Source organism: Litoreibacter sp. JB4-2, assembly GCF_055693445.1.
Genome location: NZ_CM146334.1, coordinates 2,649,307 through 2,671,375, shown reverse-complemented (window position 1 = coordinate 2,671,375; position 22,069 = coordinate 2,649,307). Strand labels below are relative to the sequence as shown.

Sequence of the window (22,069 nt, the reverse complement as noted above, 5' to 3'; positions counted from 1 at the left end):
CGCAACCTCAAAAGGCGCGCGTCATGACCAGCAAAAAACCCGTAGTTCTGTGCATTCTCGATGGCTGGGGCCTGTCTAACAGTGAAACGGGCAACGCCCCCCTGCTGGCCAAAACCCCAAATATCGACCGCATCACCGCCGAATGCCCCAACGCCACGCTGCTGACCTTCGGCCCGGATGTGGGCCTGCCCAAAGGCCAAATGGGCAATTCCGAGGTCGGCCACACCAATATCGGCGCGGGCCGCGTCGTGGCCATGGACTTGGGCCAGATCGACCTGGCCATCGAGGACGGCAGCTTTTTCAAGCGCGAGGCGCTGACCACCTTCATCCAGGACCTCAAAACCAGCGGCGGCACCGCGCATCTGATGGGCCTGGTGTCTGACGGCGGGGTGCACGGTCATACCTCCCACATGCTCGCGGCCGCCAAGGCGCTAACGGATGCGGGCGTCCCGGTGGCGGTCCACGCCATCACCGACGGTCGCGACGTGCCGCCAAAATCCGCCAAAACCTTCCTGCGCGACATCAAGGCGAACCTGCCCGATGGCGCGCAGATCGTCACCGTCAGCGGCAGGTATTTCGCCATGGACCGCGACAATCGCTGGGACCGGGTCGAAAAAGCCTATCAGGCCATGGTGCATGCCAAAGGCGCCGACTATGCCGACCCGCAATCGGTGGTGCGCGACGCCTATGCCCGCGACAAAACCGACGAATTTATCGAGCCCGCCACTATCGGCGGCTACAAAGGCATGAAGGACGGCGACGGCATCTTCTGCCTCAACTTCCGCGCCGACCGCGCCCGCGAAATTCTGGCTGCGATGGGCGATATCCGCTTCGACGGGTTCTCAACCGCGCAGCTGCCCAAGCTGGCCGCAAGGCTGGGCATGGTCGACTATTCCGCCAGCCATAACGACTACATGACCACCGTTTTCCCCAAGCAAAAGATCGACAACACGCTCGGCGCGTGGGTCGCGGCCCAAGGCTTGCGCCAGTTCCGGCTGGCGGAAACCGAAAAATACCCCCACGTCACCTTCTTCCTCAATGGCGGCCGGGAAGAGCCCGAAGAAGGCGAAACCCGCTACATGGCCCAAAGCCCCGCCGTCGCCACCTACGATCTGCAACCTGAAATGTCCGCGCCGGAGGTCACCGAAAAGCTCGTCGATGCAATCTACGAACGTTACGACCTGATCGTGGTGAATTACGCCAACCCCGATATGGTCGGCCATACCGGCGATCTGGACGCCGCGATCAAGGCCTGTGAAGCCGTCGATCAGGGGCTGGGCCGCGCGCTCAAGGCGCTTGATGTGACCGGCGGGGCGATGATCGTGACGGCGGACCACGGCAATTGCGACATCATGATCGACCCTGACACGGGCAATCCGCACACCGCGCATACGCTCAATCTGGTGCCTGTCATCATGGTCGGCGGCCCCGATGGGGCCAAGCTGACCGACGGTCGTCTCGCTGATCTGGCACCCACAATTCTGCAACTGATGGGGCTCGACCAGCCAGAAGATATGACCGGAAAGTCGCTGATCTCGTGATCCGCGCCGCGCTCACCGCATTATTGCTCACACTAAGCGCACCCGCTTTCGCGCAATCCGACCCCGTCACCACCGCCAAACGCGCGGCGCAAATGCTGCAAAAAGCGGCTGACCAGCTTGATAGCGCGCAAAAATCCTCGACCCGGATCAAGGCCCTGACCGAGACCGTGCGCGCCTATGAAGAAGGGCTCGGCGCTCTGCGCGAAGGGCTCAGACGCGTGGCCGTGCGCGAACGCGCGATCCTGCTGGATTTTGAAGCCAAGGAAGACCGCTTGTCGCGGCTGCTGGGCGTGCTGCAAACCATCGGGCGATCCCCCGCACCGCTGCTGATGATGCATCCAAGCGGGGCCATCGGCACGGCGCGGTCAGGCATGATCCTGTCTGATGTCACCCCCGCCCTGCAGGCCGAGGCCGAACAACTAAAAGCGCAGCTGGGCGAACTGTCACTGCTGCGCATCTTGCAAGAAGACGCCGCAGGCCAGCTGACCGCAGCACTTGATGAGATGCAAATCGCCCGCACCACGCTGGCCCAGGCCGTCGCCGACCGGACCGAGCTTCCCGACCGCGTCATCACCGACAGCGCAAAGATGACGCAGCTCGTCTCTGCCGCCGATACGCTGCAAGGCTTTGCCGACAGCCTCGCCACGCTCAGCATCGCTGAAACCGCCAATGCCGCCGACTTCGAAACCGCCAAAGGCAGTTTGCCGCTGCCCGTTGCGGGCACCGTCTTGCAACGTTTCAATGAAGTTGACGCAAACAACCTCTCCCGCCCCGGCTGGACATTGGCGACACCAACGCGCGCACTGCTCACGGCCCCATGGCCCGCAACCGTGCGCTACGCAGGCCCGCTTCTGGACTACGGATCGGTCGTCATTTTGGAACCCGGACGCGGTTATTTGCTGATTCTCGCGGGTCTCAGCCAGCCGCTTACCGAAAGCGGGCAGATCGTGTCACAAGGCGACGCATTGGGTCTGATGGGGGAAATCCACCCGACAGTGACGGTTTTTTGATCTCCGCAAGCAAAGGTGGTGGCGGTAATCTGCAAGAGTCGCTTTATATAGAGCTAAGAAAAGATAACACGGCCATCGATCCGGCAGGCTGGTTCACGGCAGAGTAAGGATAGAAAAATGAAAAAATTCATGCTGGCAGCATTGCTGGGAACAGCCGCAGGCGTTGCTGTGACAACTCAGGTAACAGGGCCCCTTCTGGCGCAGGAATCGGAAAGCAAAGCCAATGTCTACGAACAGCTCGATCTGTTTGGCGACATTTTCGAACGCATCCGCGCGCAATATGTCGAAGACGTCGATGAATCCGAGCTGATCGAAGCCGCCATCAACGGCATGCTGACCTCACTCGACCCGCATTCCAGCTACCTATCCGCCAGCGACTTCGAGGACATGCGCACACAGACCTCCGGCGAATTTGGCGGTCTTGGCATCGAGGTCACGCAAGAAGAAGGCTACGTCAAAGTCGTCACCCCCATGGACGACACGCCAGCCGACAAGGCCGGCATGGAAGCCGGTGACTTCATCACCGCCGTCGATGGCGACAGCATTCTGGGTTTCACGCTGGAACAAGCGGTTGAGCTGATGCGCGGCCCCGTGGGCTCCGAGATCATCCTCACCGTCGTGCGCGAAGGCATGGATGAGCCATTCGACGTTTCCATCATCCGCGACACGATCAAGCTGACCGCCGTGCGCGCCCGCACGGAAGGCGACAGCGTCGTGCTGCGCGTCTCCACCTTCAACCGCCAGACCTACCCCAACCTTGAGGCGGGTCTGAAAAAGCAGATCGAAGAGCTTGGCGGCGACGACAAGGTCAACGGCATCGTGCTGGACCTGCGCAACAACCCCGGCGGCTTGCTGAACCAGGCCATCGCCGTGTCTGACGCCTTCCTCGATCAGGGCGAAATCGTCTCCACCCGGGGCCGCAACCCCCGCGACAGTGAACGCTACAACGCCACCGAAGGCGATCTGTCCGGCGGCAAACCCATCGTGGTCCTGATCAATGGCGGCTCGGCCTCTGCCTCCGAAATCGTCGCAGGCGCGCTGCAAGATCACGGCCGCGCCGTGGTCGTCGGTGAAAACAGCTTCGGCAAAGGCTCGGTGCAAACCGTGGTGCCCGTGCGCGGCGACGGCGCGATGCGCCTCACCACCTCGCGCTACTACACCCCGTCGGGCCGCTCCATTCAGGCGCTCGGCGTGTCGCCCGACATCATCGTCGTGCAACCCCGCCGCCGCCCCGATGAGGAAAACGCCGAGGAAGAAACACGCTCAAACCGCTCCGAGGCGGACCTGCGCGGCTCCCTCAGCAACGACTCCATCTCCGAAGATGAGCGCGCCATCATCGAGGCAGAACGCGAAAAGGCCGAAAAAGCCGCGGAGCTGCGCGAAGAAGACTACCAACTGGCCTACGCGCTCGACATTCTCAAAGGTCTCGAAGCCATCGCGGCCGCGGGCAAATAATGACGCCTGAAGACATCGCGAAACTGCCCTACCGGCCTTGCGTCGGGCTGATGGTGGTCAACAAAGCGGGCCGCGTTTTCGCGGCCCAACGCATCGACAACCCGGGCCCGGCCTGGCAAATGCCCCAGGGCGGCATCGACAAGGGCGAAGCCCCCCGCGACGCCGCCTTGCGCGAGCTGGAAGAAGAAACCGGCCTCACCCCCGACAAGGTCACGATCCTCGCCGAAACGGAGGAATGGCTGCCCTACGACCTGCCTCATGATATGGTCTCCAAGCTCTGGAAGGGCAAATATCGCGGCCAAGAGCAAAAATACTTCCTGCTGCGCTTCGAGGGTCAGGACAGCGACATCAACATCGAAACGGAAGAGCCCGAATTCTCCCGTTGGACCTGGATGGCGATGGACGATCTGGTGGACAAAATCGTGCCCTTCAAGCGCGACACCTATTCCAAGGTCATTGCCGAATTCCGCCCGCTGGTGGGCAGCTGACCCGGCGACACATCGCTCAATTCGCGCCCCCAAAACGCGCCGCTTGAGCCGCCCGGGCAAACCGCGAAAAGATACCGTCATGACACGCCACCTTGCAGCCCTCCTGCTCTTCGCGCTCGCGGCCCAGCCCGCGATTGCGCTGTCCTGCCTCAGGCCGGACGTGGCGAACTCCTACAAAGAGGCGGTCGCCTCCGACAAAACTTACTTCATCCTGAACGGCAGCTTCGCCTTCACCCCGCCCGACGACGCGCAGCCAAAAGGCGCCACAAAAACCTTCATCGCCGATTTCCGCGGACGGGTCCTGACAAAGGCGGGATTCACCCAGAATTTTGAGGTCCCCGTCACGGTCAACCTGACCTGCGCGGCCACGTGGTGCGGCGATCTGGACCCGCAAAGCCCCTACATCGCCTTCGTCGAGCGCACCGGTGAACGCGCCCTGACATTCAACGTCGACCCGTGCTTCACCTTCGCCTTCAAGGATCCCGATGTCGAAACGGTCAAACGCCTCGAAAACTGCGCCCAAGGCGGTGCCTGCACGCCGCTGGCCGACTAAACCTCAAACTATCACAACGCTATTTTATGCCCGCCGGCACGTGTTGGGCGTCGGCCCATTGTCGGGGCGATTGTCCATAGACGCGCTTGAATTCCCGGCTGAACTGAGACGGGCTCACATACCCCACGCCCATCGCGGCTTCAGTGACGGCCAAACCACCCGCAATCTTCATCGCAGCAGTGTTCAGGCGCAATGATTTCACAAATTGAATAGGCGACATCGTTGTCACCTGTTTGAATTTGCGATGAAACACAGCCCGGCTCATGCCTGCACGCATGGCCATGTCATCTATTGAAACCGGGGCATGCAAATTGGACGACACATGCGCGATCGACCGCGCGACGGCATTCCCAGCGCCGAAAGCATGTCGCGCAAAGGCACCCGCCTCGCCTTTCAATATTGCATAATACAGCTCGCGCAGGCGCGCCTCGCCAAGGACCGCTGTATCGGTTTCGCTAGACCCAAGCTGCAACAGCCGCAGCAAAGCATCAGTAAAGGAGAAATCCCATTCAGCAAGCTTGATCGCCTGCGCGCGCAAACTGCCCTTGGCAGACGGTAGGGCACCGCTGGCATTTTCCATTTCCATCGCCAACTCGCCCATCATGCGTGGGTCAAGTGACACGAAAACCCCATAAAGCGGGGCGTCCGGCGATGCTTTGGGCGTTCCTGCAATCACCGGCATCGACATCGGACAACACAGATACTGGCTGTCGTCATAAATGTATCTATGACCGTCCAAAACGGCTTCTTTCGTCCCGCTTACAATAGCCACGACACATGGTTCATAAACCGCCGGCACGCAGGGTATTGAGGTCGTAGCGCGGAACAACCGCACCCCATTTACGCCGGTTTCTGTCAGACCGTCTTTGTCGGTTCGGCTTTCGATAAACTGTTTGATCTGAAGTTTGCTCATACAGTTTATCTAGCGCCGCTCATACGAAGAAAACAACCGTCGTGATACAATTGGGCAAGTATATGCGAGTATGTCGCCTATTTTTTCTCCCATCAGAGACGTATCTACCTAGTCAACATGATCTGCAGCCGCTGGCTGGAAACACAAGGAACACGTCGATGGCAGATACGACATTCGGGCCCAAAGGATGGACGCCAGAACGCCTCAACTCATGCGCGGGGCAAACTTATGTCATCACCGGCGCCAACGCCGGTGCGGGCTTTCAAGCCTCCCGCATCCTGCTGTCAAAAGGTGCAAAAGTGGTGATGCTGAACCGTAGCTCTGAGAAATCAGTTGCGGCAATCAATGATCTGAAAGCAGAATTCGGCCCAGATGCGGATGTCAGTTTCATCCGCATGGATCTGGCTGAACTCGCAAGCGTCCGCGCCGCAGCGACAGAGGCGTTGAGAACCCTGCCCAAGATAGACGCGCTGATCTGTAATGCCGCCATCGCGCAGGTCCCAACACAGAAATTCACCAAGGACGGTTTCGAAAGCCAACTTGGAACAAATCACTACGGCCATTTTGTCCTTTGCGGGATGCTATTTGACCAAATCGAAGCCTCAAAAGGTCGGATCGTCGTTGTCGCCAGCCTCGGCTACAAGTTGGGGATCAGAACGATCCAGTTCGACGACATGAATTGGGACAAAAACTACAGCGCCAATCCCGTCTATAGCCAAAGCAAGTTGGCGCAGATGATGTTCGCTTATGAATTGCAGGATCGCATTGCAGCGGCAGGCAAAAATGTCGAGGTCTATGTCTGCCATCCCGGCTCCTCCGCGACGTCATTGATCAGTACCAGCGGCGGTTTGATGACGCGGATCGCCTGGTGGCTTATGACCAAATCCCCAATGGTGCAAACAGCCGAAAAAGGCGCATACCCCGAGATCATGTGCGCGACTGAAAACGGCTTAGAACAGCGCGCGATCTACGGCCCCACAGGCCGGATGGAATTTGTAGGCCCGGTTGGAAAAGGCACACTAGAACCGCATGCCTATGACAAGGGCGTTATGGAAAAACTGTGGGACAGATCAGAACAGGAAACCGGCTTCAGTTGGGGGCTATAGTTGACCAAAACTGGCAACGCGCCTCGGCACGCAGCGCGTTGCCCATCATCAAGTCAAAAAGGTTAACGCCGCACTAACAGCGCGGCGTTACTTGTTTTTTATCAGTGCCTTACAAGATTCCCCACATGCGGGGGATCGGCTATTCGGCCGGAATTGCCTCGTCTTCGATGCCCAAAGGCGCCGGGATATGCTTGAGCATCTCAATCGGGCAAATCTGCACGAAATGCCGCTTTTCAAGGTCCCAATCCCGCAGCAGACGGCCCGCTTTCTGGCTGCCCGTCTCCAAAGCATGCGCCTCGATCAGACCCTTCAGCTGAGCCTCCCAATGATCGACCGTGACCGGGCACGTGACCAGCGTTTCCATGTTGATCAAGTCAGCCGCCTTGCCATCCGGATCGTAAAGATACGCCATCCCACCGGTCATCCCAGCCCCAAAGTTGGCCCCGATAGATCCCAGAATAACAGCAACCCCTCCGGTCATGTATTCACACCCATTGGTCCCGCATCCCTCAATCACGACCTGCGCGCCTGAGTTTCTCACAGCAAACCGTTCCCCAGCACGACCCGCGGCAAATAACTGCCCATCCGTCGCCCCATACAGAACCGTGTTCCCAATGATCGTGTTCTCCGAAGCCACCAACGGGCTCTCCTGCGCAGGACGCACCACGATCCGCCCGCCAGAAAGACCCTTCCCGACGTAGTCATTCGCATCGCCAAACACTTCCAGCTTCAACCCCGGCGCCGCGAACGCGCCCAAAGCCTGCCCCGCAGAGCCAGTCAGTTTCACCGTCAGATGATCCGGCTGCAAATCATTGCGCATCCCAAACCGTTTCACGATATGGCTCGACACCCGCGTGCCCACCGTCCGGAGAGTGTTTTGCACGGCGTAAGACAGCTGCATCTTCTCCCCATCATTCAGGAAAGGCTGCGCGTCTTTCACGATCTCCGCATCCAGCGTGTCGGGTACAGTATTCCGCGGCTTGTTACGGTCATACTTGATCGCATGCGCCCCATCGACGGTGATCAGCAGCGGGTTCAGATCCAGATCATCCAGATGCGCTGAGCCGCGCGAAACCTGCGTCAGCAGATCAGCCCGCCCGATCACCTCATCCAAGGACCGCGCCCCGATGGAGGCCAGAATGTCCCGCACTTCCTGCGCGTAGAAGGTGATCAAATTGACCACCTTGTCGGCGTTGCCGGTGAACTTCTCACGCAATTCCTCGTCCTGCGTACAGACCCCCACCGGGCAGGTATTCGACTGACACTGCCGCACCATAATGCAGCCCATCGCGATCAGCGCCGCGGTGCCGATGCCGTATTCCTCGGCCCCCATCATCGCAGCCATAACAATGTCACGCCCCGTGCGGAGCCCGCCATCGGTGCGCAAAGTAATCCGCTCCCGCAGGTTGTTCATCGCAAGGACTTGATGCGCCTCTGTCAGGCCCATTTCCCATGGGAGGCCCGCATATTTGATCGAGGTCGCAGGCGACGCACCCGTCCCGCCATTATGGCCGGAAATCAGGATCACATCTGCCTTCGCCTTCGCCACACCCGCAGCAATTGTGCCGACGCCAGAGGCCGCGACCAATTTCACCGTCACCTTACAGCGCGGGTTGATTTGCTTGAGGTCGTAAATCAGCTGCGCCAGATCCTCGATCGAATAGATGTCGTGGTGCGGCGGCGGCGAAATTAGCGTCACGCCCTTCGTCGAATGCCGCAGCCGCGCGATCAGGTCTGTCACTTTCATGCCCGGCAGCTGGCCACCTTCGCCGGGTTTGGCACCTTGGGCGACCTTAATCTCAAGCTCTTCGCAATGGTTCAGGTATTCGGCGGTCACGCCAAAGCGCCCGGACGCCACTTGCTTGATCTTCGCAGACGGGTTGTCACCGTTAGGCTCTGGTACGAAATGCGCCGGGTCTTCACCGCCCTCACCTGAATCCGACTTCGCCCCAATCCGGTTCATCGCCACATTTAGGGTCTTATGCGCCTCAGGGCTCAGCGCCCCGAGCGACATGCCGGGCGTCACGAAACGTTTGCGGATGGAGGTGATGCTTTCCACCTCCTCAATCGCAATTTGCTCACCCAACGGTTTGATATCCAACAGGTCGCGCAAATGAATGGGCGGGTTGGATTTCATGGTCTGGCTGAACTGCTTCCAAAGGTCGTAGCTGGCGCGCGAACAGGCGGCCTGCAGCAAGTGCATGGTCTGCGCCTCCCACGCGTGCTTTTCGCCGCTGCGCCGCGATTTGTAGAAGCCGCCAATCGGCAAAACATCCTGCCCGCCACGCCAGCCGAGCGTGTGAACTTCCATCGTTTTGGACTGAATACCAGTCACCCCGATGCCGGAAATACGCGACTGCATGCCGGGGAAAAATTCATTGACCATCGCGCGCGACAGGCCAACAGCCTCAAAGTTCAGACCACCACGGTAGGAGGAGATCACCGAGATCCCCATCTTCGCCATGATCTTCAACAGGCCTTGATCAATCGCGTTGCGATACCGCGAAACCGCTTCGGTGAGGGTGCAATCAAGCAGGCCCCGTTCGATACGGTCAGCGAGAGAGTCTTCCGCTAGATAGGCATTCACAGTCGTCGCACCGCACCCGATCAGCACCGCAAAGTAATGCGGGTCCACGCATTCCGCCGCGCGCACATTGAGCGAGCAGAAGGTCCGCAAACCTTTTTGGGTCAGCCACGAATGCACGGCAGATGTTGCTAGGATCATCGGCATGCCGACACGGTCCGCGTCCTGCGCGTGGTCCGTCAAAACGATATGGCCAGCACCGGAACGCACTGCATCCTCTGCCTCATCGCGAATGCGCTTCAATGCATCGCGCAAGACACCACCATCGCGTGGGAACGTGCAGTCAATCGTCACCATTTCTGCGTTGAACTGCTCGCACATTTTGTCGAATTGAGCGTTTCCAACAAACGGGCTGTCGAGCACAAGAATTTCTGTCTGGCTCAGAATCTTCGTCCAGCACGTTCTTCAGGTTCCCGAACCGCGTTTTCAGGCTCATCACCCGGAATTCGCGCAGGCTGTCGATGGGCGGGTTGGTTACTTGGCTAAACGCTTGCCGGAAATAATGGCTAAGCGGGCGATATTTTTTCGACAAGACGGCGGAGGGCGTGTCGTCGCCCATAGAGGCCAGCGTCTCTTTCCCATCTTCGGCCATGGGCGCCAGGATTTGTTCCAGTTCTTCAATCGAATAGCCCGCCGCGATCTGGCGTTTGCGCAGCTCAGCGCCGCTGAACATCGCTTTTTCCTGCACGCCCATCGTGATCTCATCAAGGTGGGTGATCCGTTCACACCATTCATCGAACGGCAAAGCCGCAGACATTTTGTCTTTCAGCTCTTCATCGTGGAACAGCTTGCCTTTGCCCATGTGCACGCCGATCATCTGGCCCGGGCCCAACGCGCCTTTTTCGCGCACGGTGGCCTCGTCAGTTGGGACCATCCCAGCCTCTGACCCTGCGATCATCAAACCGTCGCCAGTCACAACGTAACGCATCGGGCGCAAACCGTTACGGTCAAGCCCCGCAACAACCCAGCGGCCATCGGTCATTGCCAATGCAGCGGGGCCGTCCCACGGCTCCATCACGGCGTTGCAGTAGGAATACATGTCCTGCCATTTCTTGGGCATTTCGTTTTGCTGCGACCAGGCCTCGGGCACGAGCATTGTCTTGGCCATGGGCGCAGAACGACCCGCACGTACCAATACTTCAAAAACCGAATCCAGCGCAGCGGAATCGGACGAACCGGACGCCACGATTGGTTTGATATCCCCCGCCATGTCGCCAAATGCGCCAGACGTCATGCGAATCTCATGGCTTTTCATCCAGTTGAGATTGCCTTTAAGCGTGTTGATCTCACCATTATGCGCCAGCATGCGGAAGGGTTGCGCCAACCACCATTGCGGGAAAGTGTTGGTCGAATAGCGCTGGTGGTAAATCGCAAAGGCGCTTTCAAAACGCGCATCCATCAGGTCGGGATAAAAATCTGCGACCTGCTCCGCCAGCATCATGCCTTTGTAAATGATCGACCGGCAGGACAGGGAACAGATATACAGGTCTTTGACATGCGACGCGGATTTTTCGATCCGGCGGCGAATGACGTAAAGCTCCCGCTCAAATTCTTCCTCATCCACGCCTTTGCTGTTGGAGATCAGGATTTGCTCGATCTCGGGCCGTGTCGCATTGGCTTTGTCGCCCAGGCATTCGACATTCACCGGTACATGGCGCCAGCCATAGATGCGGTAACCCATGCGCAGCACTTCGGTCTCAACGATTGTGCGGCATTCTTCCTGTGCGCCAAAATCGGTGCGCGGCAAGAAAACCTGACCAACGGCGATCATCTGGTCTTTGTCCGGCGTATGCCCCGTGCGTTCAATCTGGTCATAGAAAAAAGGCACCGGGATCTGGACATGAATGCCCGCTCCGTCGCCAGTCTTCCCATCGGCATCAACCGCGCCGCGGTGCCAGATCGCTTTCAACGCGTTTATCCCGTTCTCAACCACTTTGCGAGACTTCTTGCCGTCGATGGACACCACAAGACCAACCCCACAGGAGGCATGTTCCTCCTCCGCACGATAGAGGCTGTTCTTAGCCATCCATTCGCGTTTGGTTTCTTCCTGAGCCACCCAGCCTTGGTCGAACGTGGTCATGTCTCGTCTCCTTATTGTGTCGGTGCAGCTGTGCAGCACCCGTTGTCCATTTGGGCGTGGTTGCGCCCGATATTTTGTGCGCTTATGACGCTAACCCTGCGGGCCGATTCGGCCTTGGGTGATCTCTGAAATAGTCCTGCGCCGCTTCGAACGCGTCGTAATGCGCACGTTTCATCCCGCCTGCGCGCGCCACGACCTTGCCCATCCGGCCAGGTCTGTTGTGAATCGCCGCTGTCACGATCTTGCGCAAAACAGAACCCTGCTTGAGACGCGTGACGAAGTCATGATCCGCCCCTGCAAAGATGTAGTGCTTTAGGTTGTCCGCGCGACCAAAAAGGCGCCAATGGCGCTGCTCATCTTCGGTATCACCGTGAAACATGTAAATTTCCGCAGGTGCAGCGGGCAGGGTATCAATCGCCGGATAGGGCCAATCTTCGATCTCCTTACGGAACCACCACCAACGTGTTTCCTCGGGCAAAATCTCGGGATGCACCGAATATTGCGGCGCGAAAGCGATAATGCGGGTCAGAGGCATCAACCGTCCAAGGATGAGCGCGCAATAGGCGCCCATACTTGTACCCAGCGCCATTACCTGCGTGATGCCATGCGCAAGAACATAGTCGCTGATCACCGATTGCACGCGCCACGCTATCCCTTTGCCGTTCATCCAGGATCGGCTGATATCGGTCACAGTGATCACGTGATTGCGGCCTTGCTGCGAGGCCATGCTCACAAATTCCTTTTGTGGCCATGCCTTTCGCTTGTTGCCCACGGAGGTAAAGCTCACCAGCAACCGCCGCGTGGTGCCACGCGCGGCTTCGATCCGCAAAGGATCGCTGTCATGGAGCATTTCAAACTCCAGCAGATCTGGCGCGTGATGCTGCCCCATCTATTCGGCAGCGACCTGCGCGCTTGCATTCATTTGCGCGATCATCGCATCAGCCGCCTCGCGCCCATCGCGAATAGCCCAAACGACAAGGCTCGCGCCGCGCTGAATGTCACCGCAGGCATAAACGCCCGGCAAGTTGGTCTCATGCGTCTCGAAATCGGCCTTAACCGTGCCCCAGCGGGTCACACCTAGTTCTGGAACGCCCCAAAGTGTCGGCAATTCTTCCGGCTCAAACCCCAGTGCTTTAATGACCAAGTCAGCGCCCTCGACATAGTCAGCGCCTTCGATGATTTCTGGCATCTGGCGACCCGTCGCGTCGGCAGCCCCAAGCCGCATCTTGGAGACCATGACACCTTCTACAGCGTCCCCGGTGAACCCCTTTGGCGCGGTAAGCCAGACGAATTCGACGCCTTCTTCTTCGGCATTGGCCACCTCGCGCTGTGAGCCAGGCATGTTGGCCTTGTCACGGCGATAGAGGCATTTGACGGATGTGGCGCCCTGACGGATCGCGGTGCGCACGCAATCCATAGCCGTATCACCGCCGCCAATGACCACGATCCGCTTGCCTTCGGCATTCAGCTCACCGGAGTCAAATTCAGGGACAGCGTCACCAAAGCTCTTGCGGTTGGAGGCGGTCAGATAGTCAATCGCTCGCACGATCCCTTTCGCACCAGCGCCGGGACCCGGCAGGTCGCGCGATTTGTACACGCCCGTGGCAATCAGAATAGCGTCATGGGTGTCTTGCAGTTCAGAAAATGAGATATCCTCACCAACATTGCAGTTCAGCTTGAATTGCACGCCGCCCTGTTCCAGCTGGTCAATGCGCTTCATCACGACATCTTTTTCCAGTTTGAAACCCGGGATTCCGTAGGTCAGCAGGCCACCCGCGCGGTCATAGCGATCATAGACAACCACCTGAACGCCGGCGCGGCGTAAACGGTCAGCAGCCGCCAACCCACCGGGTCCCGCACCGATAATGCCCACGCTCTCCTGACGCTCAAGCGACGGCGCGGCGGGCTTCACCCACCCGTTTTCCCAAGCGGTGTCAGTGATATACTTCTCGACAGAACCGATCGTAACGGTGCCATGCCCGGATTGCTCGATGACGCAATTGCCCTCACATAGCCGGTCTTGCGGGCAGATGCGGCCGCAAATTTCGGGGAACGTATTCGTCGCTTGGCTGATTTCATAGGCTTCTTGCAAACGGCCTTGTGCGGTCAGACGAAGCCAGTCCGGGATATTGTTGTGAAGCGGGCAATGCGACTGGCAATAGGGCACGCCGCATTGGCTGCAACGGCTCGCTTGTTCTTCGGCTTTGGCCTCGGCATATTCTGCATAGATCTCGTCAAAATCCTGCGCCCGCAGGTTCGGAGGACGCTTCTCAGGCATGTCACGCTCGACAGAGACGAATTTGAGCATTGGGTCTTTGGCCATGGGTCACTCCTTTGGTCAGAGGTGTTTGTTACTGGCCTAGTGGATTAAATAAAAGTCATAATAGCTGACCTAAATGAAATATTTTTGTGATTTTGACAAAATATTTCCCCTCAAAGACGCACTTAAAGATCCGACTCGGACCTAAATGGGGACTTTTCTTATGATTCCAATCCTTTAGGTTGGCGCTCGAATAGGAACCTCTCGGACGCGAAATGTCGCTCTTTCATCTTATATTGGTGGCTCTGATACAGGGGCTTACGGAATTTCTTCCCGTTAGCTCGTCAGGTCACCTGATTCTGCTTCCTGCGCTGACTGATTTGCAAGATCAGGGTCAGATGATCGACATTGCGGTGCATGTCGGAACGCTTTTCGCAGTGATCCTATATTTCCGCGCCGATGTTCGGGTTGCAGCAAATGGCGTGCCACGCCTGATCCGGGGAAAAATCGACACCCAAGGCGCTTGGCTCGCAATGTTGCTGATCGTATCGACGGTACCAGTGCTGCTGTTCGGCTTGATCCTCAAACTCACCGGTTTCGATGCTTACTTGCGATCCGTCGCGCTGATCGGCTGGACCATGCTAATCTTTGGGCTGGTGCTTTATTGGACAGACCAAAAGGGCGCCGTCACTAAAACCGCGCCGCAATGGTCGATCAAAGACGCGTTTCATATGGGGCTGTGGCAAGCACTTGCGCTGATCCCTGGCACATCGCGGTCCGGCGCGACGATCTCCGGCGCGCGGTCCTTAGGCTACGCGCGGGAGGACGCGGCGAAGCTTGCCATGCTGATGTCGATCCCGACAATCCTCGCCTCTGGTCTTTTGTTAGGCATCGAAGTGATCGGCGACGCAAACGCAGCGCTCGCAAAAGACGCGGCCATTGCGGCCTTACTGTCATTCATCGCGGCGCTGTTCGCTTTGACCTTAATGATGCGTCTGCTGAAATCGGTTAGCTTCACGCCCTACGTGATCTACCGTGTCATCCTTGGAATTGTGCTGCTGGTCTATGCCTACGCCTAATCCGCGCGCAGGTTCTTGGCGGAATCCTTAATGGCCGCATATTGTCCTGATGGGCGGAACCGCCACAAGTAATCCGGTAGAACCGCTTCCAGAGACGTCGGCGTGATCCCCAGATCCGAAAGCGTCTGAGCCCCTTCACTGACAACGTTGTCCGCGCGCAGCGTGCGCACCTGATCGGCAGTCACAGGGCCTTTGATCAAACCACCGGACAACGCCTTCAGCAGATCAAATGTGCCACCCATTATCGCGCCCACAAAAAATGGAATGTTCAGAACAAGACGGCGACGTTGGATCATCGAAAGCATCTGACGCATCAGCTCGCGGAAGGTACTGACGTCGGGGCCGCCCAACTCATAGGTGCCTTGCGCACCGTCAACCCCGGCCATGGCCGCTTTTGCGATGTCATCGACATAGACAGGCTGGAATTTCGTCTCAGCGCCAATCACCGGCAACACCGGCCCAAGCTTTGTCATATCGGCGAACCGGTTGAAGAATTCGTCCTCGGGTCCGAATACGACTGAGGGGCGCAGGATCATCGCTGCCGGGAAATGCCCCAGCACACCTTCTTCGCCTAGCCCTTTGGACTTGCCATAAAGCGTCTCGCTTTGCGCGTCAGCACCAATGGCGGAGATATGAACCAAACGCGAAACGCTCAGCTCGGTCGCCAAACGCGCGATGCGTTCCGCGCCTTCATGCTGAACCGCGTCGAAATTGTTCTTGCCACCTTTGTCAAAAGTGCCGACGCAGTTGATGACGGCATCGGCGCCTTGCATCACCGCAGCTACGGATGCGTCATCACGGATGTTGCAAAAGACAGGCTCTACCTGACCAACAACGCCGTAAGGTTTCACAAAGATCGCCTCATTTGGACGGCGCACCGCCACCCGCACACGCCAACCAGCCTTGGCCAGCCGACGCACGACATAGCGCCCTACAAAACCTGAACCGCCGTAAACCGTTGCGAGCTTGGACATGGAAGACCTCTTTGAATTGGCTAAAACGGGTTTACCCACCTGTCTGCGCCCAGACAAGTTGGATTTGTGTCGCATTTGCCAAGCGAATCCCGTTGACACGCCACCGAACCGAGCTTAATCACCGCGCTCACGACACCTGCCCAGGTGGCGGAATGGTAGACGCGCTAGCTTCAGGTGCTAGTACTGGCAACGGTGTGGAGGTTCGAGTCCTCTCCTGGGCACCACTCATCCCGAACATAGTTGCTCAAAATCGTTGAAAAAAAAGGGTTTTTCGGCTATACAGCTGAACATAGCTGATCGCCGATACCCGCACAATCGCATCGTTTTACGGGTACTGATGTGGGTATCAGCCGACAATTTAGCTGATTTGGATTCGATACCCGCAATGCCTCTATCTGATCTACAGATTCGCAAAGCAAAACAAAAGGATAAGGCCTATCGACTGAGTGACGGTTTGGGTCTGCATTTGACGGTGAAACCAACTGGATCAAAGCTGTGGCAGTTTCGCTACCGATTCATGGGGCGCGAGAAGCTTCTTAGCCTGGGGCAGTATCCTTTCATCTCTTTGGCTGACGCACGAAGCAAACGAGATGACGCCAAACGACTCCTGGTGGATGGTCTTGATCCCTCTGTCCAGAAGAAGCTCGATGCCATCGATGCTCATGTGAAGGCGCGTATGACCTTCAAAGAAGTGGCGGATGAATACTATGACGCACTGGTAGATCGTGGCCTAGCTGACGCCACTCTGCGCAAGAAGCGCTGGCACATAGATGATCTGGCGAAGCCACTCCATGGCCGTCCTATTGATCAGATAACTGCTGCTGAGCTCTTGCACCTCCTCAAGCCTATCGAGCGCTCAGGACGCCGTGAGACCGCCAAGAAGCTGCGCGCGACCATCTCGGCCGTCTTTCGCTTGGCCATGGTCACCATGCGCGCTCCAGCGGACCCTTCTGCGGCACTCAAGGACGCACTTTTGCCACCTAAGGTGACCGGACGCGCAGCGATAATCGATGAGGTCGAGTTTGGGCAGCTCCTGCGCCGCCTTGATGAGTATCCTGGCTGGCCGGTCATTCCCGCGGCCATGAAGTTCCAAATTCTAACGTGTACTCGTCCTGGCGAGACTAGAGGCGCGCGACTGCATGAGTTTGACCTCGAAGCCCGTACTTGGATCATCCCAGCCATGAGAATGAAGATGCGCCGGGAACACACAGTGCCCCTGTCCCGACAGGCATATGAGATTGTCTTGGAGAACTGGTCTGAAATCAAAGGCGTAGAGCTCCTGTTTCCGTCTCTCCAGTCAAATCGCAAGCTGCTATCCGAGAACGCATTTAACACAGTATTGCGGCGTCTAGGGTATTCGGGGAAGGAGGTGACAGCCCATGGCTTTCGAGTGACCGCAAGCACCATTCTAAATTCGCGGGAGCACAACCCGGATGTAATCGAGGCCATGCTGGCTCATCAAGACCCTAATGCCATCCGTCGCACATATAACCGCACAACCTACTGGGAACAGCGAGTGCAGCTGATGCAGGTATGGGCGGACTTGTGTGACGGGTTTCGTGATATGGAAGCAGGGTCAGAAACGGCGCCCATTTAATTCGATCATCCTCGATGCAAAAATCAACTGCCTAGTCTTAGTGTTCAATATTTAAAGGAAATAATGAATGCGCCGTAACGATGGCAGCCTCAGGCGGAATAACGAGATTTTTCTATAAAAAACACAAAGCTAGCTATAGGTCTCAGACCAACAATACGGAAAAACTGACAAACAAACACCAGGAAAGGTACCAAGAAAAGTGCTAAAAATGACCTGACAGGATGCATTTCAATGTACTGCCCAACTGCGGTCATCTTAACAAAATCGAAGGTTACGAAGTGTAAAAGTGAAAGCACCAAGTAGGCGACGAGAACTAAGACTGTCTCTTTTCCTATGTCATGCAAGTAGAATTTCTCGTCGTCTTTGAAGTCCTCAGCCCTCCGGTGGGTAGAGTTGATGTGAGGAATCCTATGAAGTCTCAAAGCGACTAGAATGAATACAATTCCAAAAACAAAATAAGCCCAATAGCTAAACGCATCTCTTGCGTTTAATACAGCGTACGCTATAAGAATCGTCGATTCAATTGTGAGCAAAATATTGTATTTACTGCTGGTCATCGCGGGTACGGTTGACCAAAAATTTTCGTCTCGTATGACTGTCCAGATGAAGTAAGTCGGATAAACAAACAAAAGGGTCAAAAGAAGACCCCAAATCATCTCAATGTTTTGAATGTTTGCACCAACGAATTTGAACGATGTCACGGTCACTGCGACTACCAACAAAGTCATAGCAACCGATGTGTTACAACTTATTGATTTGCCAACTTTCTCAAGTTTCTTAGTTCTCTCAATCTGGAACTTATGCAGCCTAGCCGTATGCTCTTTTGTGAGTTTCCCACTCTGATCATCATTCATTTCGTAGCCAAATGGGATGATACTAAATGCAAGTTCAATAACGAACTTGACGATCTTCTCAAACAACCCTTGCGAGAATACTATTGATAAAAATAACCCAAAGAACGCAAGTATGATATCTTTGGACTCAAGTACGCTGTCCATCTTTTACCCTATACGTTTTTCAGCCTTAAGGCCTTCAACGGTTTGAGCTTTAAGATGCGTTAGCATTATTGGATCATTGAAGTTCACATCAGCGTTAGCATGTGTCGAATAGTCACCCGTCTTTTGAAACGAACGCCTGCGATACATTCTGTCATCACCAAACGAAACACTTGGAAGCTCTTTCAGGAATGAATCATCTGATCCATCGTAAAAATTCAATTCAAATTTGTCGGTGCCACTGCTAGCGTCTGTCACTGTTCTGTAGAACTCGGTGGAAGTAACTGGAGTGGTGTCTTGGGGATTCCGCAAAGAGACATCAAAGATCAGCTTTGAATTTGGTAAGGACAAAAACTTCGCTACCGCAGCAAGTACGTTACTTCTTTCGAATATCTCGCGCTTGAGACCACGCGCGACAATCCATACCTCGGCTTCGCTATCAAGAAAAAAGCGCTCATAAACCGAGGACGAATCCTCAAACGTGTCATTTTCGATAATCCGATTTATCTTATTCACGGAATGCTCGCGAAGAATAGCCCGATATGTATCTGCCATGGATGGCTGTTTTAAAAGCTTATTGCCATCAACAGAAAAAGGGTCCTTATAAAGTCCAAACACCTTACATACTTTCTTCGATTGCGTTTATTGCATGCCTCAAAATCGGCTCTAAAAATGACTTCATTGAGTAGTCCCCCCAAACCTTGTTTACGATATTTTTATACCTTTTCCTTTTTGATCGCCTCCTTAGGACATGGCTTTCCCAAAGCCCCGAGCGTTTCCTGTGTAACCAAAATAATTCTGTTCACGCTGACCTCGCCCGCGCCTGACTTGTTTAGAGCCGCGGACCAGGTCCGAGCACCCACGTTCCTTGGCCCGACTACCTTAAAAGCCTCTTGCAAGAACTCCGTAATCGTCATGCCGAGAGAGGCCAGGTGAGCTTTTAGGTTTGGAAGCCTGTATTTATCCATCTTTACGCATCATTTCGAGATATATCAAGAATTTTCACGCATTTATGCGCAATTGCGCGCAATTGCAAGCTCTATCGTAAAAGAAACGCACGCTTTGCCTTGCAACAGGCGCCTAACTAAAACGAGACCGAAGCTTGTTCGGTCTCGCTTGCCCATTTCACTTAGCCAAGATGAGCTGTACATGCTTAATTATATATCGCAATAACAAGCACTTGAGAGAGATGGGCCACAAAAGAAAGACCAGATTAAGGTCTTCTGCGCGTTCTGGGGCGTTTCTAGTTTTCGAGCCCACTTGTCTTGGCTCAATACTCAAGTGACCCGCAACGAACATTTTGATGAGCACGGCGTAACCAATCAGCCAGACCAAAATAAGTGAGACAACCAATAGAAGTGACAACTTTTTGTTTCTCCTCTGATAGCTGGACAACATCGTCATGATGATTCATCCAGCTCGCAGAGGAGAACTGTCATGACAGGGCTCAATCTACGTACGACCCATGTCAGTGTAACATACTTTTGGTGTCTTGGTAAAAAGTGCTATTTGCCCAAGCGAATAGATCGCGCAGTTTTAGAAAGAAAGAGTTAAGAAATCAAAAACAACTCGTTAAAATAAGATAGCAAAAACATGCTAGTTAGAGGTCGAAATTCTGTTTCAAGGTCTAATTGTCAAAGCGGGGCGACACGCTCATCGGGCCAAGCCTTAGAACCTCCAACCGTCTTTGCAAAGCTCGCGTTAAATGGGATCAGCGGCCAGGCCAATATTGCAAGAATACACAGTGTTGAACTAGCCTCGTAGCGTATGGGTTGTTCGGTTCGAACTCTCGCGAGAGATACCAGATTTTGATAAAAGTTCGAGAAGTGGTGCGAGCTGGTGCACCTTAGGGGACAGTTCGTCAAATTTTCGACTTACAAGCCAAAAATATGGCTCAAACAAAGGCTCGCTTGCGTGCACCTGCAGGTTCGAGAAGCAATTTTTAAGCAGGAGGCGTTTTTCGTCGCTATCTAGCGAAATATGAAGCTCTGCAACGCTAGAAACAAGTTCGAGAAATTTCACAAGGTTGTCGCGCGAAAGGTCTGATTTCTCTAATTCTGCAAGCTCTTCGCGCAGACTAAATAACTCAAGCGTCAGTTTATGCTTGCGGTCATTGTATGTGTCACGACTAACGACGCCGTCAATTAATAGGTCAGTAAGGCTTTGCTGCCGTTCTTCTACTTTGGCGATGCGGAGTTCGATAGAGTGTTTCAACCCGTTTCTTTCTTCCGCTTCCAAATGTGCAAGCCACGCTTGTGAATTGCTTTCAATATCTTCAGGTTTCATAGCGAGACGTCCATACTCAGCCTGTATTGCCGCTTCTAAACGGTCCTCGCGGATCGTGTTTTTAGGACAGTCTTTCGTTTGGCAGCGATAGTATACGTGCGACTTCTGTTGTTCGGGAACCATCGAGCGTCCACATTCCGCACACGTAAACAATCCGCGATACAAGTGATTGTGGCGCGTGACCTTTTTTCCCGCTCTTCCCGACTTGATATCCTGTATCCGCTTAAATTGGCGCATCGTTACAAGCGGTTCATGGGCCCCGTCATAGGTATCGTTAGTGCGCCTAATGTGAATTATTCCGGTGTAAAATGGGTTGCGAAGAATTGTCTCGATCCCACGCCTTGAAACAGGCTTTCCGCTATGATTGGTAAGGCCGCGCCTTGCCATCTCGGCATGCAGCGAGCTGATGGAGTGCGAACCAGAGAGATATAGTTCGAAGGTAAGCTTGATGAGTGGAGCTTTCTCAGGACACGGCGTTTTGGGTTTGCCCCGTCCATTGTCTAGATAACCAATGGGCGCGCGAAAGGGATACAGACCTTGCTTCAATCGACCGCGCAGACCCTTGATGCATTCTTCTCGCAAGTTGTGGATGTAGTCTTCGGCGATCACTGCTTGTAGGTTCGCAGAAAGGCGTCCGCCGCGTGTCTCCATATCAATGCCATCAACGGCGAAGTATGGCTTAACCCCATGCTTAGGAAGTTCCGACACGAGCGCCCAATCCCGCAGGTTGCGCGCTGAGCGGTCAATTTTGTGCATGACAAGCCCTTGTGCCTTGCCTTGCTTTAGTTGCTGCAACATTTGATTGAAAACAGGACGCCCAGACTTGGCAGCGGTTTCTTTTTCTTCAAACCACTCGACAATTGAGAGACCGTTTTGACTCGCAAAAACCATGATAGAGTCTTTTTGTGCTTCGAGCGATACCCCCTCGCCTTGCTTCTGGGTCGACACTCGGATGTATCCAAAACAAGGTTTCATGGATTATTAGCGTTGTCTTTGGACTCTACCATGTTTGATGAATTTGGCGAATCTGGCTCTTCCTTCCATGGCCAAGAACCATCGCGTTTCATGCGCTCATATACGCGTTTGCACAGTTCGAAATGGCGTTCTAGGTGTTCGTCTCTCGTCATACTGCTCAGCATACGCGGCAG

Annotated in this window: 15 protein-coding genes, 1 tRNA gene and 1 pseudogene; 9 read left to right on the top strand and 8 right to left on the bottom strand. The window is 55.4% G+C overall.

The genetic code is table 11. The features are described 5' to 3' along the window. Positions 1 to 23: 23 nt before the first annotated feature. From gpmI to ACZ1G7_RS13185, 5 genes are all read left to right on the top strand, one after another. Positions 24 to 1,541 carry a 2,3-bisphosphoglycerate-independent phosphoglycerate mutase gene (gpmI, locus tag ACZ1G7_RS13205; protein WP_472659855.1) on the top strand — a complete coding sequence of 506 codons (1,518 nt, stop codon included), beginning with the start codon at positions 24 to 26 and terminating at the stop codon, positions 1,539 to 1,541. Continuing rightward, complete coding sequence (locus ACZ1G7_RS13200; protein WP_472659854.1) at positions 1,538 to 2,551, top strand: murein hydrolase activator EnvC family protein; 1,014 nt, start codon at positions 1,538 to 1,540, stop codon at positions 2,549 to 2,551. Before gpmI ends, ACZ1G7_RS13200 begins: the two co-directional genes overlap by 4 nt. Positions 2,552 to 2,668: 117 nt before the next feature. Then, the gene (locus ACZ1G7_RS13195) at positions 2,669 to 4,006 is read left to right on the top strand and encodes a S41 family peptidase (protein ID WP_472659853.1); all 1,338 of its coding nucleotides are present in this window, start codon (positions 2,669 to 2,671) and stop codon (positions 4,004 to 4,006) included. After that, positions 4,006 to 4,494 carry an RNA pyrophosphohydrolase gene (locus tag ACZ1G7_RS13190; protein ID WP_472659852.1) on the top strand — a complete coding sequence of 163 codons (489 nt, stop codon included), beginning with the start codon at positions 4,006 to 4,008 and terminating at the stop codon, positions 4,492 to 4,494. The genes ACZ1G7_RS13195 and ACZ1G7_RS13190 overlap by 1 nt, the downstream gene beginning before the upstream one ends. Before the next feature lie 79 nt (positions 4,495 to 4,573). Then, positions 4,574 to 5,047, top strand: a complete 474-nt coding sequence (locus ACZ1G7_RS13185; RefSeq protein WP_472659851.1) for a hypothetical protein — start codon at positions 4,574 to 4,576, stop codon at positions 5,045 to 5,047. 19 nt (positions 5,048 to 5,066) lie between these two features. On the opposite strand, the gene ACZ1G7_RS13180 is transcribed toward ACZ1G7_RS13185, so the two are convergent. Further along, on the bottom strand, positions 5,067 to 5,960 hold the full coding sequence (locus tag ACZ1G7_RS13180; RefSeq protein WP_472659850.1) for an AraC family transcriptional regulator: 894 nt from the start codon (positions 5,958 to 5,960) through the stop codon (positions 5,067 to 5,069). 158 nt (positions 5,961 to 6,118) lie between these two features. Here ACZ1G7_RS13180 and ACZ1G7_RS13175 point away from each other — a divergent pair, with 158 nt between their 5' ends. Further along, entirely contained in the window at positions 6,119 to 7,066 is a 948-nt protein-coding gene (locus ACZ1G7_RS13175) for an SDR family oxidoreductase (RefSeq protein ID WP_472659849.1), read from the top strand. A gap of 139 nt (positions 7,067 to 7,205) precedes the next feature. On the opposite strand, the pseudogene gltB reads toward ACZ1G7_RS13175, so the two are convergent. The 3 genes and pseudogenes from gltB to ACZ1G7_RS13160 all read right to left on the bottom strand — a co-directional run bounded on the left by gltB (position 7,206) and on the right by ACZ1G7_RS13160 (position 14,053). Next, positions 7,206 to 11,730: pseudogene (gene gltB, locus ACZ1G7_RS13170) on the bottom strand (glutamate synthase large subunit). A gap of 82 nt (positions 11,731 to 11,812) precedes the next feature. Further along, positions 11,813 to 12,580 carry a hypothetical protein gene (locus ACZ1G7_RS13165; RefSeq protein ID WP_472659848.1) on the bottom strand — a complete coding sequence of 256 codons (768 nt, stop codon included), beginning with the start codon at positions 12,578 to 12,580 and terminating at the stop codon, positions 11,813 to 11,815. A gap of 39 nt (positions 12,581 to 12,619) precedes the next feature. Continuing rightward, entirely contained in the window at positions 12,620 to 14,053 is a 1,434-nt protein-coding gene (locus ACZ1G7_RS13160) for an NAD(P)-dependent oxidoreductase (protein ID WP_472659847.1), read from the bottom strand. 212 nt (positions 14,054 to 14,265) lie between these two features. Here ACZ1G7_RS13160 and ACZ1G7_RS13155 point away from each other — a divergent pair, with 212 nt between their 5' ends. After that, positions 14,266 to 15,069, top strand: a complete 804-nt coding sequence (locus tag ACZ1G7_RS13155; protein ID WP_472659846.1) for an undecaprenyl-diphosphate phosphatase — start codon at positions 14,266 to 14,268, stop codon at positions 15,067 to 15,069. Here the strand turns inward: ACZ1G7_RS13155 and ACZ1G7_RS13150 are convergent. Next, entirely contained in the window at positions 15,066 to 16,043 is a 978-nt protein-coding gene (locus ACZ1G7_RS13150; protein ID WP_472659845.1) for a complex I NDUFA9 subunit family protein, read from the bottom strand. The genes ACZ1G7_RS13155 and ACZ1G7_RS13150 overlap by 4 nt on opposite strands. Before the next feature lie 138 nt (positions 16,044 to 16,181). On the opposite strand from ACZ1G7_RS13150, the gene ACZ1G7_RS13145 reads away from it, so the two are divergent. Further along, positions 16,182 to 16,267 (top strand) — tRNA-Leu (locus ACZ1G7_RS13145). A gap of 113 nt (positions 16,268 to 16,380) precedes the next feature. Next, positions 16,381 to 17,640, top strand: coding sequence for a tyrosine-type recombinase/integrase (locus ACZ1G7_RS13140; protein WP_472659844.1), 1,260 nt, complete (start codon positions 16,381 to 16,383; stop codon positions 17,638 to 17,640). A gap of 89 nt (positions 17,641 to 17,729) precedes the next feature. Here the strand turns inward: ACZ1G7_RS13140 and ACZ1G7_RS13135 are convergent, their stop codons facing one another. The 3 genes from ACZ1G7_RS13135 to ACZ1G7_RS13125 all read right to left on the bottom strand — a co-directional run bounded on the left by ACZ1G7_RS13135 (position 17,730) and on the right by ACZ1G7_RS13125 (position 21,869). Further along, complete coding sequence (locus ACZ1G7_RS13135; protein ID WP_472659843.1) at positions 17,730 to 18,638, bottom strand: hypothetical protein; 909 nt, start codon at positions 18,636 to 18,638, stop codon at positions 17,730 to 17,732. Positions 18,639 to 18,641: 3 nt separating this feature from the next. After that, positions 18,642 to 19,190, bottom strand: a complete 549-nt coding sequence (locus ACZ1G7_RS13130; RefSeq protein ID WP_472659842.1) for a hypothetical protein — start codon at positions 19,188 to 19,190, stop codon at positions 18,642 to 18,644. Positions 19,191 to 20,387: 1,197 nt separating this feature from the next. Continuing rightward, the gene (locus ACZ1G7_RS13125) at positions 20,388 to 21,869 is read right to left on the bottom strand and encodes a recombinase family protein (RefSeq protein WP_472659841.1); all 1,482 of its coding nucleotides are present in this window, start codon (positions 21,867 to 21,869) and stop codon (positions 20,388 to 20,390) included. Between the last annotated feature and the right edge of the window lie 200 nt (positions 21,870 to 22,069).